Genomic DNA, 13,132 nt, shown 5'->3' with positions numbered 1-13,132 from the left:
TTCTCCTTATTGTGCAGCGACAGGTGATGTTGCTTTAACAGCAACCACATGCTGAACAAAAATCCCTGGGGTAATAATGTGTTCAGGATCAAGCTGACCGAGTTCTACTACTTCAGAAACTTGAGCGATGGTGACATCTGCAGCCATGGCCATGATCGGTCCAAAGTTACGTGCCGATTTATTAAAAACTAAATTTCCCCAACGATCGCCTTTGTGAGCTTTGATTAAGGCAAAGTCAGCTTTGATTGGATATTCCAATACATAGTCTTTGCCATCGATATGACGGGTTTCTTTGCCTTCTGCCAATAATGTTCCGAAGCCAGTTGGGGTGAATACTGCCCCTAAACCCATCCCAGCAGCTTGGATACGGCAAGCGAGATTACCTTGTGGGACGAGTTCTAATTCGATCTTGCCTGCATGGTAGAGTTCATCGAACACCCATGAATCCGCCTGACGAGGGAAAGAGCAGATGATTTTACGGACTGCACCTGTTTTTAGGAGTTTGGCAAGACCATAATCGCCATTGCCTGCATTGTTATTGACGATGACAAGGTCTTTAACCCCGAGTTCAATCAGAGCATCGATGAGTTCAGCAGGTTGTCCTGCGGTTCCAAAACCACCAATCATGATGGTTGAGCCATCTTGGATTTGGGAGAGTGCTTCAACCAGTGAAGCTTGTGATTTGTCGATCATAATAAATTCATCCTACAATCAAGTCTTGCTGATCTGTTTTTCAGAAGATGACTGGGTCATCACAGTATTTGGGTGGGCGTGAGGATTTAAAAGAATCTGGGCAATAACACCGATACAGATGCCCCAAAAAACTGAGCTAAGTCCAAGAAAGTGCATTCCTGAAACCGTTGCAAGAAATGTGATTAATGCTGCATCGCGCTGATGATCATCTTTCATCGCAATCATGACATTTGTCCCAATCGCCCCAAGCAGAGCTAATCCTGCTAAAGCTGCGATGAGTTCTTTGGGAAGAAGGCTGAAGAGCATGACAATACTGCCAGCAAATAAGCCACCTAAAATATAGAAAATACCATTGGCAACACCTGCGATATAACGCTTCTCTTTGAGTTCATGAGCATCTTTACCCATACATAGAGCAGCAGTAATTGCAGCAAGTACAATCGTAATTCCACCTACACATGCGACTGCGAGTGAAGCGATGCTTGATGCTGTAATAATCGGTTTAGCAGGGATGTCATAGCCACTCAGTTTCATAATTGCCATACCTGGCAAAAACTGTCCTGTCAGACTCACAAGAATTAAAGGTAAAGCCAAGTTAAATGTAGAGTGCCAAGTCCATTCTGGATAAATGAAATGAGGAATAGCAAAACTAAACTGCATTTCAACGGGATTCATTTTTCCCAAAATTAAGCTGAGTGAAACACCACACAACAAAACCCACAGCATGGTATAACGAGGTGAATATCGTTTTGCTAATAAATAACAAAGCAACATGCTGAAAACGATCAAAGGCATGGAATCCGTTGCTACAAATAATCCGAGCCCAAATTGAAATAAAATCCCTGCCATCATGCCTGCTGCGATTCCTTGAGGAATCCATTTCAGCAATTTGTCAAAATATCCTGTCGCTCCAACTATAAAAATGACAATCGCTGAAGTGATATAAGCTGCAACAACTTCATTCAAAGAGATATTTGGAAACAGTGAAACCAATAATGCCGTACCAGGAGCTGACCATGCTGTGATGACAGGGGTTTTATAACGAATTGAAAGATAGATTCCAGCAACAGCAGCACCAATTGATATGCCCCAAATCCATGAAATCATCATTTCTGTTGAGATATTGGCTTTTTGTGCTGCTTGGAAAAAGATAATAAGCGGACCAGAATATGAAATCAGAACCGCTAAAAATCCTGCAATAGTTGCTGAAATAGACCAATCATTTTTTAAACTCGTCAACAGGTTAGTCATAGCGCCTCCTTGCAAGATTTCCTGCTGTTTAGATCAGAATTACCCCTGATCACCACCACCAACTGCAATTACACTGCCAGTCATATAAGACGACTCTTCAGATGCTAGAAAAAGAATGGCATTTACCTGTTCATCGATAGTTCCATATCGTCCCATCAGACTTCTTTCTTTGGTTTGATCTACAACCTGTTGCATCCAAACTTTTTCATCTTCGCTAAGTGGAGTTGAATTACGAGGTACTTTACGTGGTGGAGCGTCTGTTCCACCCGTAGCAATCGCATTCACTCTGATGCCATTTTTGGCATGCTCAAAAGCCAACGATGCGGTAAGTGCATTTACACCACCTTTAGCTGCCGAATATGGAATGCGATTGATACCACGGGTAGCGATAGACGATACGTTGACAATGACCCCATATTGATGCTTCAACATTTCAGGGAGAACTGCACGACAACACCATAAAGTTGGAAACAGAGAACGATTGATTTCCTTGATAATTTGCTCTTCTCTAAATTCATCAAAGGGTTTCATCCAGATCGCACCGCCAACATTATTGATGAGTACATCTACTCGGCCAAACTCCTGAATCGCTTTGTATACAACAGCTTGTGCACCGTCATAGCGCTCTAAATCAGCTTGTACTGTGATTGCATGACCACCTGTGCTACGGATTTCTGAAGCAACTTCATCGACCAACTCTGAACGATCGGCTAAAACCACATATCCATTTTCAGCGGCTACCCGAATTGCAACGCTACGTCCAATCCCTTGAGCAGCACCCGTTACGATGACGATTTTGTTCTTAAATCTATCTTGAAATATCATGCTGATCTCCGATTTGATTAATTTGCAGAAAATTTTTCAAATAAGAAATTGGCAGGTTTAATTCCTTCTTGATCTAACCAACTACGAACAGCTTCAACCATTGGTACTGGCCCACAGAGGTATACGTCAACATCCCCATTGTTAAGCCAATCATTTTCAATATGACCTGTTACATAGCCTTTGCGCTCATGTTGACTTTCAGGATGTGCAACAACCGTTCGATATTCAAACCAAGGATACTTACTTTGCAATTCATCTAACTTTTCTATTGCGACAAGATCAAAGTCATTTGTCACACCGAAAACTAAACGAATAGGGTGGTCTGAACCCTTTTCTTCAAGTACTTGAAGCATTGACATAAAAGGGGCAATACCAGTTCCACCTGCGAGCATCAAAACGGGTCTAGTGACATGACGTAAGTAGAAGCTTCCAAATGGACCTGTGAAGTGCATTTTGTCACCAGCTTTTGCATTCTTACTCAAAAATTCGCTCATTTGACCATTTGGGACATTACGTACCACAAAACCCGTTAAACGATTGCCTGGTTTTGAACTAAATGAATATGAACGTGTTTCAGATGTTCCTGGAATACCGACATTTACATATTGACCAGCTAAGAAGTGAATTTCAGGTTGACCATCATCTAGTTGAATATCAAATGTAATTGTTGAGTCAGATAGGTTTTCGACACGTGATAAAGTGCCTTGAAAGCTATGAATTTCTGTCTTACAAACATCAGATGATGCTTGAATTTGGAAAACTGCATCCGAAGTAGGACGACACTGGCAAGCAAGTATGTAGCCTTGTTCAGCCTCTTCTGGTGTTAAAGCATCTTCGATATAAGTTTCTTCTGGCATGTTATAACTACCAGATTCACAGAATGCACGACATGTACCACATGCACCATCTCGGCAATCCAAAGGGATATTGATCTTCTGACGATAGGCTGCGTCAGATAAAGTTTCACCTTGTGTAACTGTAATAAAACGGGTCACACCATCTTCAAATTGAAGTGCTACATTATGGTTAGACATGGCAATCATCCTATTTAAAAATTTTGATCTCGCTTACCCAACCAAAATTCCATTTGGCTGGGCTTACTGGTTAGAGATGATAGATATCAATCACTTGATTGATATAATCGTTCTTTAACACCACATATTTGCTCATGATTTTTGGTTGTTCCTTAGAAAAATCGATCACATAACGAGACATACCAAAATAGCTGTAGTTGGTTTTGTAGCGAAAACTCAATGTGTTCCAATTAAACCGCACAGTGACTTTGTCTCCATCGCGTTCGAGCACCTCAATATTGCTAATATTGTGGCTGGTCCGTGTATCTGGCATCGTTGCTGATGAACGTTCAGTTTTAATACGAAATACACGATCTTCTAAACCTTGACGGTTTGGGTAATAAATCAGTGAAATTTCAGACTGTGGATCTTCAGTTAAATGATCGTCGTCATCCCATGCAGGCATCCAAAAAGAAGCCTCTGGTGAATAACAACTTAACCATTCATCCCATTGTTCATCGTCTAGAAAACGTGCTTCACGATAAAGAAACTGAGCAATATTTTCTAAAGTTGCTTGAGTTGTTGTGTTCATTTGGCATCTTCCTAAATTTGGCTTTCAGCTAACTTTTTCTCAGTTGCGATAGCATTCTTCATCGACTTTAACCAATACTGATGTTGAGCTAGATATAAGCCTTCATCTTCAGTTTTGATGCCACTTAATTTAGGTTTTAAACCAATTTCATTTGCTGCATCATCGGGTCCATGTATCCAATGTTTTGAACCACGGCACATATCATTCCATTCCAGCTCTAAGCCTGCATAACCTGCTTGGCATGCGCGGAACTCTTCCAAATCATCAGGTGTCGCCATTCCAGAAGCATTAAAGAAATCTTCATATTGACGAATACGACGAGCACGCGCTTCAGGCTCTTCACCAACTGGTGCGATACAGTAAATGGTCACTTCGGTCTTATTGACACTGAGTGGGCGAAGCACACGAATCTGTGAACCGAACTGATCCATCAAATAAACATTTGGGTAAAGACATAAATTGCGCGAACGCTCAATCATCCATTTAGACATTGCAGCACCAAATTTCTCGGTGTATTCATCTGCTTTTGGATAGTTTGGACGATCTTCTGGATTTGCCCACTGAGTCCACAACAACATATGACCATGTTCGAAACCATATGATCCACCGCCTTGTTTACCCCAAGAACCAGCGCTCATTGCACGGATGTTATCTCCAGCTTCAGTTTCTTTACGATGTTGTGTAGTAGCTGCATAGTTCCAATGCACAGCAGATACGTGGTAACCATCAGCACCATTTTCAGCGGTGAGCTTCCAGTTACCCTCATAGGTATAGGTTGAAGAGCCGCGTAATACTTCTAAACCTTGTTCTGACTGACCAACGATCATGTCAATAATCTTGGTTGTTTCCCCAAGAAACTCTTCTAGAGATGGAACATCAGGATTCAAACTACCGAATAAGAAACCTTTATAACTTTCAAACTTCGCAACTTTCTTTAAATCGTGTGAACCATCTTGGTTAAAACAGTCAGAATAACCCGCATCGGTAGGATCTTTAACTTTGAGCAATTTACCGGAGTTGTTAAATGTCCAACCATGGAAAGGGCACGTATAAGTCGCTTTATTGCCACGTTTATGGCGACAGAGTTGTGCACCACGATGTGAACAAGCATTAATCATGGCATTTAATTCGCCATTACGATTGCGAGCAATAATGATTGGTTGACGACCAATATAAGTCGTATAAAAGTCATTATTTTTTGGAATTTGGCTTTCGTGAGCTAGGTAGACCCAATTGCCTTCAAAAATATATTTCATTTCAAGATCAAACATCGCTTGATCTGTAAATACTGAACGATGAAGTTTGTATTCACCTGTTTCTTCATTATCAACAAGCAATTCATCAATTCGATCAAGATGCGTCGTGTTGATTACTGGAATTTTTGGCATGTCCGTTCTCCGACTTTCCTAAGGAGGAAGCCCCGAGTTATTTGATTAAATCTCAATAACTCGGTTCCTAAATTACGCTTGCTTATGCAGATGCACGACGACGATCAACTTCAGTAGAAGGTGCAGAAGCCGCTTCTTTGACTAACTCGATGTTGAAAGTGATGTGTTTGAATGGTTTATCTAAACCACGACGCTGAATCTCAGCCTCATCAGTGACATCGACAGCAGTCGCTACAAGACCATCACGTGTTGCAAAAGCAAAGTCATCCCACAGGTATTTGTCGCCTTCGATATTGAACTGTGTCGTTAACTTACGGAAACCCGGTGCAGAAACAAAATAATGAACATGCGAAGGGCGGTTACCATGACGACCTAACTTATTCAGAACAAACTGAGTCGTTCCTTCAGGTGGGCAACCATAACCTACAGGCATGGTGGTCAAAGCCACATATTTACCGTTCACATCAGAAAGAATGGTGCGACGTAAATTGAAATCAGATTGAGACTTATCAAAGAAAGAATAGTTCCCCAAACTATTCGCATGCCACATTTCAACTTTGGCACCTTCGATGATATTGCCGTCTGTATCCGTCACTGTACCTTCGATAATTAAAGTATCGATTTTGTCTGATTCAGAACCATCATCCATACGGGCGAAACCTACAGACTCAGGTGCACCCGCAACATACAGTGGACCTTCAATCGTACGTGGCGTACCACCAGAAACACCTGCTTTGGCATCGGCTTCATCAGCACGCAAATCTAAATAATGCTCTAGACCTAAGCCCGCAGCGAGTAAGCCCAATTCATTGGCTTGACCTGCATCTGTAAAATACTCTAGACCTTTCCATACTTCTGAAGCTTGGATATCCAAATCCTCAATTGCTTGGAATAAATCTCCCAATAAACGTACCACGATGCTTTGAACACGTTGATCGACTGCACCTGTAGCAGTATCAACATTCATTTGTTTCACTAATGCATCAATATCCTGACGATTCATATGATTTCTCCTTAACTATGCATCTCGCGTAGGTAGTGGGGAAACGGAGAGTCATTCAATCCGTTATGCCGTACCACTGTCCTTATCTCTACGACACTCTGAGCATGTGATGACGCTGTCGAGTGACGATGGGGTGTTGTGAATTAACGATCATCCTCATGGATCGAAGAGGGATGACGATTCAATGCCATCACTTCAATGTCCATGTAGGGGTACAAGGGCAAGCCCTGTAAAATGTTGTGTAGCTCTTCGTTGCTTTCGACATCAAAAATACTGATGTTTGAATACTGTCCTGTAATCCGCCAAATATGACGCCACTTACCTTGACGCTGTAGATCTTGCGAATAAGCTTTCTCAACCGCTTTAATCTGATTGGCTTGTTCAGCAGGCATCTCCACAGGAAGATGCACATCCATACGAACCTGAAATAACATGTGCTTTCTCCCTTAAGCCTTACGACGCAACTGCTCGATTTTGTCTTCGTCAATATCGATACCTAGACCTGCAGTATTTGGCACCACCAATTCAAAATTTTCATAACGCAATGGTGTTTTTAAAATGTCTTGAGTCAGTAAGAGAGGACCAAATAACTCTGTACCAAAGGCAAGGCTGTCAAAAGTACTAAAGGCATGCGCCGAAGCGATGCTGCCGATCGGACCTTCCAACATAGTGCCGCCATAAAGATCAATTCCCGCCAACTTAGCGATTTTGGCTACTTCACAAGCCTCAATCAGACCACCTGATTGTTCGACTTTCACAGCAAAAACATCTGCCGCATGCTGTTTCGCTAAACGATAAGCACTGTCAGGACCTGTCAAAGCTTCATCTGCCATGATGGCTACATCAAAACGCTGCGTAAGGCGAGCCAACACTTGAGTTTGTTCAATCGCACAAGGCTGTTCGATCAAATCAATGCCGCCATCCTGCAACTGTTGAATGCCTTGGATACATTCCAATTCTGACCAAGCACGATTTACATCAACACGAATACTGATTTCTGGTCCTAAAGCTTTTTTGATAGCAATCACATGATCAACATCGTGTTGTACAGGATTGGAACCGATTTTTAACTTGAAAATATTGTGGCGTTTGAGCTCAATCATTTTCTTTGCTTCAGCGATGTCTTTTTCAGTATCACCCGAAGCCAAAGTCCAAAGTACAGGGAGACGATCACGTAGACGACCACCCAATACTTCGCTCAGTGGCAAATTGAGTTGTTTAGCTTGAATATCCAAGAGCGCAGTTTGAATGGCACATTTTGCAAAGCGATTGCCATTGATACTTTTACGAACCAATTTGAGTGTTTGAGCCACATTTATTGAAGATTTGATCGACAATAAGAGCGGGGCAAAATAAGTATCGATATTTGCTTTGACACTTTCAGGGCTTTCCTCACCATAATTAAGTCCACCAATCGTGGTCGCTTCGCCCCAACCCACAAGACCATCCGTTGTTGTGATTTTGACCAATACCAAGGTTTGGGTTTGCATGGTCGTCACAGATAGCTTATGTGGACGTATCGTTGGGATATCGACTAATATGGTTTCGATTGTTTTGTACATTTCACACCATCACTGGTTCTTTATGCTCTTCCTATACCTTAAAAGAATGATTAAACTGTGTCTAAGACTGAATATGTATTTTTTTATACCTATTAGGTATGGAGATAAAGAATGGAACTCAGATATTTACGCTATTTTGTCGCAGTGGTGGAAGAGCAAAGCTTTACCAAAGCAGCAGAACGGCTGTTCATCGCACAGCCACCTTTAAGTCGGCAAATTCAAAACCTTGAAAATGAACTAGGTGTGCAGCTTTTTGAACGAGGAAGTAGACCACTTCAAACCACAACCGCAGGTCAATTTTTGTACCAACATGCCTTAAAACTTTTGTCTAATGCGGAAGAGGTTAAGAGTATGACGAAGCGAATTGGTTTGATTGAGCGAACCTTAACCATTGGTTTTGTAGGTTCATTATTATTTGGTTTATTACCTAGAATTATTTATCTCTACCGCCAACAACACCCACATTTAAATATTCAGTTGATAGAACTCAGTACCAATGAACAACTTCAATCACTCAAAGAAGGGCGAATAGATGTTGGTTTTGGTCGGTTGAGAATCAGCGATCCTGCTGTAAAAAGAGTACTTTTGCGCAAAGAAAGACTAGTTGTTGCAGCCCATTCAAGTCATCCAATTGCTCAACGCGTCGAGGGAGTGCATTTAGCAGATTTGGTTGATGAAAAATTATTTGTTTATCCCAATACACCAAAACCTAATTTTTCAAGCCAACTTTTAAATATTTTTGCTGAGCATAGTTTGGTGCCGAAAAATGTCCGTGAATTACGAGAAATTCAATTGGCTTTAGGTTTGGTGGCTGCAGGAGAAGGCTTATGTGTCATTCCTGCTAGTGCCGATACCATTCGATTCTCACATTTACTTTATATTCCAATCCTAGATAGTGGTGCAGTCAGTCCGATTTTTATTACAGCAAGAGCCATGGATAACAGTGAAGATATCCAGTCTTTATACGATACGATTTATCAGGTTTATGATTTAGAAGGGATAGAATACAAGAGAACGACTTTTCAATGGGGTCAAACAGTATAGCCGTATATTTAAAGATACTTACTTGTGGTAAGTGTCTTTATTTGAGTTATAAATAATGAATCTATTTCATATGGATAGATTCATATAAATCATTTGGTTGTAATCAAACGATCTAGTAACTTCAAAATAATTATAAATATGATAGGCCACTTCAAGTTAAATAAAACTTGAGAAAAGGATTTTAGAGAGATTATAAAAATGAACCAATTAAACTTCCCAATTCTTGATGCCCATATTCATCAGTGGAATCCATACACTACGCCACACTCAGCAGCGAGATTGGTCAAGGCATTTGGTAAATATCCTAAATTGATGGACAAAATTGTACGCGTTGTTAAACCTAAAGACTTAATCGAAACTTTAGGCATCACTCAATATGCTTTATCACCATATCTACCTTTTGATTATCGAGTTGATAGTGCAGGATGTTCGATTGATAGTGTTATTCATGTTGAGGCGAATTGGCATCACCAAAAAAACTTTGGTGTGGTTGAAGAAACAAAATGGATTCATCATTTACCTTTTAATCAGCAACAACTAAAACTTGCGGGTATCGTGGCTACAGCAGATCCAAGAAATAAAAGATTTTTGGATATTCTCAAAGCTCATCAAGATGCCAGTCCACATTTTTGTGGTATTCGTAAAATGGCAGCATGGTATCCAGATGATGGTATTCATCGCTGGTGTGATCAGCCACATTTATACACCCAGAAAAAATTCCTGAAGGGCTTTGAGCATCTAGCAAAGATGAATTTGTCATTCGATGCTTGGGGATATTCCACTCAAATTAAAGAAATCAAATCACTCGCACAAAATTTCCCTGATACAAAGATCATGGTAGATCATCTTGCAACACCAGTCGGATTATTTGGAAAAGTCGGAAAAAGAACGGGGCGAACACCAACTGAGCGTGAGCTTATATTTGCAAAATGGAAAGAGGATATTTCAGAACTAGCTGAACAAAAAAATGTTTATACCAAAATTTCAGGATTAATGATGCCAGTACTGGGACATCAATTTTATAAACAACAAATAACGGCGAATGTACTGCAAATACAAGATTTACTTTCACCACTCATTGAACATGCGATTCAGAGTTTTGGTACCCAACGCATTGTATTTGCATCCAACTTTCCAATGGATAAACCAAACACCACCTTAAAAGATCTCATTCAAGCGTATATTGAAATGACAGCACCACTAGGTGAAGAGGCGCAGCGAGCAATTTTTAGAAGTAATGCGGAAACCTTTTATCAAATAAATAAACATTAGTTGTCATTGGAATTCCAATGTATTTGTTTTGACCAAATCCAATAAATAATTTGCAAAGTTCAATAAAATTACTCAATTTCAGCGCATAATTCTGTAAAATTAGCCGTCCTTATTAGCATTCCTGATTTAAAAGTGATTTTAAATGAAGTAATGCTAATTAATCCTTTCTAAGTCAGTCTCTTATCTTCGATTTGGCTTATTTATTCATTTTTAAACTTATATTTCTTGCAATAGAACTATAAGCATATTTTAGGTGCCAGCATGGAAATCAAGGTAAATTACCTCGACAACCTTCGACAAGAAGCCAAATTCGATGACTTCACAGTAATTGCAGATCAACCGATCCGATATAAAGGGGATGGTTCTGCACCTGGTCCATTTGACTATTTCTTGGCATCATCAGCACTTTGTGCAGCATATTTTGTGAAAGTCTATTGCGCTGCACGTGATATCCCAACGGACAACATTCGATTATCTCAAAACAATATTGTTGATCCAGAAAACCGCTATAAACAGATTTTTAAAATTCAGGTTGAACTTCCAGCTGATATTTCTGAAAAAGATCGTCAGGGGATTTTACGTTCAATTGACCGTTGTACCGTAAAGAAAGTTATTCAAACGGGCCCTGAATTTGTCATCGAAGAAGTAGAAAGTATCGATGCAGATGCTCAAGCTTTATTGATGCCAAATCTTGCATCTGAAAGTACTACTTATATTCAAGGCAAAGATTTACCTTTAGAAGAAACCATTGCCAATATGTCAGCAATCTTGGCTGGTCTAGGCATGAAAATTGAAATTGCATCATGGCGTAATATCGTACCAAATGTTTGGTCACTGCATATTCGTGATGCACAGTCGCCTATGTGTTTTACCAATGGTAAAGGCTCAACCAAAGAAAGCGCATTAGCATCTGCATTAGGCGAGTTTATTGAGCGTCTTAATTGTAATTTCTTCTATAACGATCAATTTTGGGGCGAAGAAATTGCAAACGCAGAGTTTGTGCATTACCCAGATGAGAAATGGTTTAAACCAGGACCAAATGGTGAGCTACCAAAAGAAATCTTAGATGAATACTGTCTTGAGATTTACGATCCTGAAAAAGAGTTACTAGGTACGCATTTATACGATACTAACTCTGGGAATATTGAACGTGGTATTTGTTCACTGCCTTTTGTGCGCCAATCTGATGGCGAAACAGTTTACTTCCCATCAAACTTGATCGAAAACTTGTATCTGAGTAATGGTATGAGTGCAGGGAATACATTAGAAGAAGCTCAAGTTCAGTGCTTATCTGAAATTTTCGAACGTGCAGTAAAACGTGAAATTATCGAAGGTGAAATTGCACTACCTGATGTTCCTGAAGAAGTTTTGGCTAAGTATCCAAGTATTGTTGCAGGTATCCAAGGCTTAGAAGAACAAGGTTTTCCAGTATTGGTTAAAGACGCCTCTCTGGGCGGTCAATTCCCTGTGATGTGTGTCACTTTGATGAACCCACGCACAGGTGGTGTGTTTGCTTCATTTGGTGCGCATCCAAGTTTTGAAGTCGCTTTAGAGCGTAGTTTGACTGAGTTATTGCAGGGTCGTAGTTTTGAAGGTCTCAATGACTTACCTCAGCCAACCTTCCAAAGTGAAGCCGTGACTGAACCGAATAATTTTGTGGAACACTTTATTGATTCAAGTGGTTTGGTATCTTGGCGTTTCTTCAGCTCAAAATCTGATTATGATTTTGTAGAATGGGATTTCACCAATGAGGGTGAAAACTCGAATGCAGATGAGGCTGCTGAATTATTTGGCATTCTTGAAGAAATGGGCAAAGAAGTCTACATGGCTGTCTATGAACATTTAGGTGCTACAGCTTGTCGTATCCTCGTGCCAGATTATTCTGAGATTTATTTAGTTGAAGATTTGATTTGGGACAATACCAATAAAGCATTGGCATTCCGTGAAGATATTCTAAATATTCATCGTTTAGATGACACACGTCTTGAAGCACTGGTTGAACGTTTAGAAGAATGCGAACTTGATGACTATACTGAAATCACAACCTTAATCGGCATAGAGTTTGATGACAATACGGTTTGGGGACAATTGACACTACTGGAATTAAAACTTCTTATTTATATTGCTCTGAAGCAATTTGAAGAAGCTAAAGATTTAGTTGAGCAATTCCTCCAATACAACACCAACACTGTAGAACGTGGTTTGTTTTATCAATGTATGAACGTCGTGCTAGAAGTTATTCTTGATGACGAGATGGAATTGCAAGATTACGAAAAGAACTTCCGTCGTATGTTTGGTGATGAACGAATGGACGCTGTTATTGGTTCAGTAGAAGGTAGTGTTCGTTTTTATGGTTTAACGCCAACTAGTATGAAACTAGAAGGTTTGGATCGTCATTTACGTTTGATTGAAAGCTACAAAAAATTGCATGCGGCTCGTGCAAAAGCAGTCGGTTTAAATAAATAATTAACAGCATGAGTTTTTAAATT

General features: G+C 40.2%; 12 protein-coding genes. 3 read left to right on the top strand and 9 right to left on the bottom strand.

Translation table 11 applies throughout. The annotated features are described in order from the left end of the window. Positions 1 to 6 precede the first annotated feature (6 nt). The 9 genes from R2H34_RS09085 to R2H34_RS09045 all read right to left on the bottom strand — a co-directional run bounded on the left by R2H34_RS09085 (position 7) and on the right by R2H34_RS09045 (position 8,327). Positions 7 to 693: a 3-oxoacid CoA-transferase subunit A gene (locus R2H34_RS09085; RefSeq protein ID WP_087540114.1), complete on the bottom strand. Its 687-nt coding sequence runs from the start codon at positions 691 to 693 to the stop codon at positions 7 to 9. Positions 694 to 711: 18 nt separating this feature from the next. Beyond that, on the bottom strand, positions 712 to 1,944 hold the full coding sequence (gene benE / locus R2H34_RS09080; protein ID WP_075696515.1) for a benzoate/H(+) symporter BenE: 1,233 nt from the start codon (positions 1,942 to 1,944) through the stop codon (positions 712 to 714). A gap of 39 nt (positions 1,945 to 1,983) precedes the next feature. Next, positions 1,984 to 2,769: a benzoate diol dehydrogenase BenD gene (gene benD / locus R2H34_RS09075; protein WP_318342243.1), complete on the bottom strand. Its 786-nt coding sequence runs from the start codon at positions 2,767 to 2,769 to the stop codon at positions 1,984 to 1,986. Positions 2,770 to 2,786: 17 nt separating this feature from the next. Further along, positions 2,787 to 3,803, bottom strand: coding sequence for a benzoate 1,2-dioxygenase electron transfer component BenC (gene benC, locus R2H34_RS09070; protein ID WP_004954308.1), 1,017 nt, complete (start codon positions 3,801 to 3,803; stop codon positions 2,787 to 2,789). A gap of 70 nt (positions 3,804 to 3,873) precedes the next feature. Then, complete coding sequence (gene benB / locus R2H34_RS09065) at positions 3,874 to 4,374, bottom strand: benzoate 1,2-dioxygenase small subunit (protein ID WP_318342242.1); 501 nt, start codon at positions 4,372 to 4,374, stop codon at positions 3,874 to 3,876. Between the two features lie 11 nt (positions 4,375 to 4,385). Then, entirely contained in the window at positions 4,386 to 5,762 is a 1,377-nt protein-coding gene (gene benA / locus R2H34_RS09060; protein ID WP_004911181.1) for a benzoate 1,2-dioxygenase large subunit, read from the bottom strand. Positions 5,763 to 5,844: 82 nt separating this feature from the next. Further along, positions 5,845 to 6,765 carry a catechol 1,2-dioxygenase gene (gene catA, locus R2H34_RS09055; RefSeq protein ID WP_243484847.1) on the bottom strand — a complete coding sequence of 307 codons (921 nt, stop codon included), beginning with the start codon at positions 6,763 to 6,765 and terminating at the stop codon, positions 5,845 to 5,847. Positions 6,766 to 6,908: 143 nt separating this feature from the next. Next, positions 6,909 to 7,199, bottom strand: a complete 291-nt coding sequence (catC, locus tag R2H34_RS09050) for a muconolactone Delta-isomerase (protein ID WP_318342241.1) — start codon at positions 7,197 to 7,199, stop codon at positions 6,909 to 6,911. A 12-nt stretch (positions 7,200 to 7,211) separates the two neighbouring features. Further along, complete coding sequence (locus R2H34_RS09045) at positions 7,212 to 8,327, bottom strand: muconate/chloromuconate family cycloisomerase (protein WP_151958985.1); 1,116 nt, start codon at positions 8,325 to 8,327, stop codon at positions 7,212 to 7,214. A gap of 111 nt (positions 8,328 to 8,438) precedes the next feature. Between R2H34_RS09045 and R2H34_RS09040 the strand changes: the two genes are divergently transcribed. The 3 genes from R2H34_RS09040 (at position 8,439) to R2H34_RS09030 (ending at position 13,109) form a co-directional block, all read left to right on the top strand. Beyond that, positions 8,439 to 9,371 (top strand): LysR substrate-binding domain-containing protein, encoded by a 933-nt coding sequence (locus R2H34_RS09040; RefSeq protein ID WP_318342240.1) that lies wholly within the window; start codon positions 8,439 to 8,441, stop codon positions 9,369 to 9,371. A 198-nt stretch (positions 9,372 to 9,569) separates the two neighbouring features. After that, on the top strand, positions 9,570 to 10,643 hold the full coding sequence (locus tag R2H34_RS09035) for an amidohydrolase family protein (RefSeq protein ID WP_004961937.1): 1,074 nt from the start codon (positions 9,570 to 9,572) through the stop codon (positions 10,641 to 10,643). Positions 10,644 to 10,904: 261 nt separating this feature from the next. Then, positions 10,905 to 13,109, top strand: coding sequence for an OsmC domain/YcaO domain-containing protein (locus R2H34_RS09030; protein ID WP_004961935.1), 2,205 nt, complete (start codon positions 10,905 to 10,907; stop codon positions 13,107 to 13,109). Positions 13,110 to 13,132 lie beyond the last annotated feature (23 nt).

The sequence above is a fragment of the Acinetobacter sp. 16 genome (genome assembly GCF_033439925.1).
GTDB classification, from domain to species: domain Bacteria; phylum Pseudomonadota; class Gammaproteobacteria; order Pseudomonadales; family Moraxellaceae; genus Acinetobacter; species Acinetobacter junii.
This window is presented reverse-complemented; position numbering and strand designations above follow the sequence as displayed.

What these genes read in the sequence shown, in the direction of transcription:
- R2H34_RS09085 (WP_087540114.1), bottom strand. Translation starts at nt 693, where the DNA reads ATGATCGACAAATCACAAGCTTCACTGGTTGAAGCACTCTCCCAAATC.
- benE (WP_075696515.1), bottom strand. Translation starts at nt 1,944, where the DNA reads ATGACTAACCTGTTGACGAGTTTAAAAAATGATTGGTCTATTTCAGCA.
- benD (WP_318342243.1), bottom strand. Translation starts at nt 2,769, where the DNA reads ATGATATTTCAAGATAGATTTAAGAACAAAATCGTCATCGTAACGGGT.
- benC (WP_004954308.1), bottom strand. Translation starts at nt 3,803, where the DNA reads ATGTCTAACCATAATGTAGCACTTCAATTTGAAGATGGTGTGACCCGT.
- benB (WP_318342242.1), bottom strand. Translation starts at nt 4,374, where the DNA reads ATGAACACAACAACTCAAGCAACTTTAGAAAATATTGCTCAGTTTCTT.
- benA (WP_004911181.1), bottom strand. Translation starts at nt 5,762, where the DNA reads ATGCCAAAAATTCCAGTAATCAACACGACGCATCTTGATCGAATTGAT.
- catA (WP_243484847.1), bottom strand. Translation starts at nt 6,765, where the DNA reads ATGAATCGTCAGGATATTGATGCATTAGTGAAACAAATGAATGTTGAT.
- catC (WP_318342241.1), bottom strand. Translation starts at nt 7,199, where the DNA reads ATGTTATTTCAGGTTCGTATGGATGTGCATCTTCCTGTGGAGATGCCT.
- R2H34_RS09045 (WP_151958985.1), bottom strand. Translation starts at nt 8,327, where the DNA reads ATGTACAAAACAATCGAAACCATATTAGTCGATATCCCAACGATACGT.
- R2H34_RS09040 (WP_318342240.1), top strand. Translation starts at nt 8,439, where the DNA reads ATGGAACTCAGATATTTACGCTATTTTGTCGCAGTGGTGGAAGAGCAA.
- R2H34_RS09035 (WP_004961937.1), top strand. Translation starts at nt 9,570, where the DNA reads ATGAACCAATTAAACTTCCCAATTCTTGATGCCCATATTCATCAGTGG.
- R2H34_RS09030 (WP_004961935.1), top strand. Translation starts at nt 10,905, where the DNA reads ATGGAAATCAAGGTAAATTACCTCGACAACCTTCGACAAGAAGCCAAA.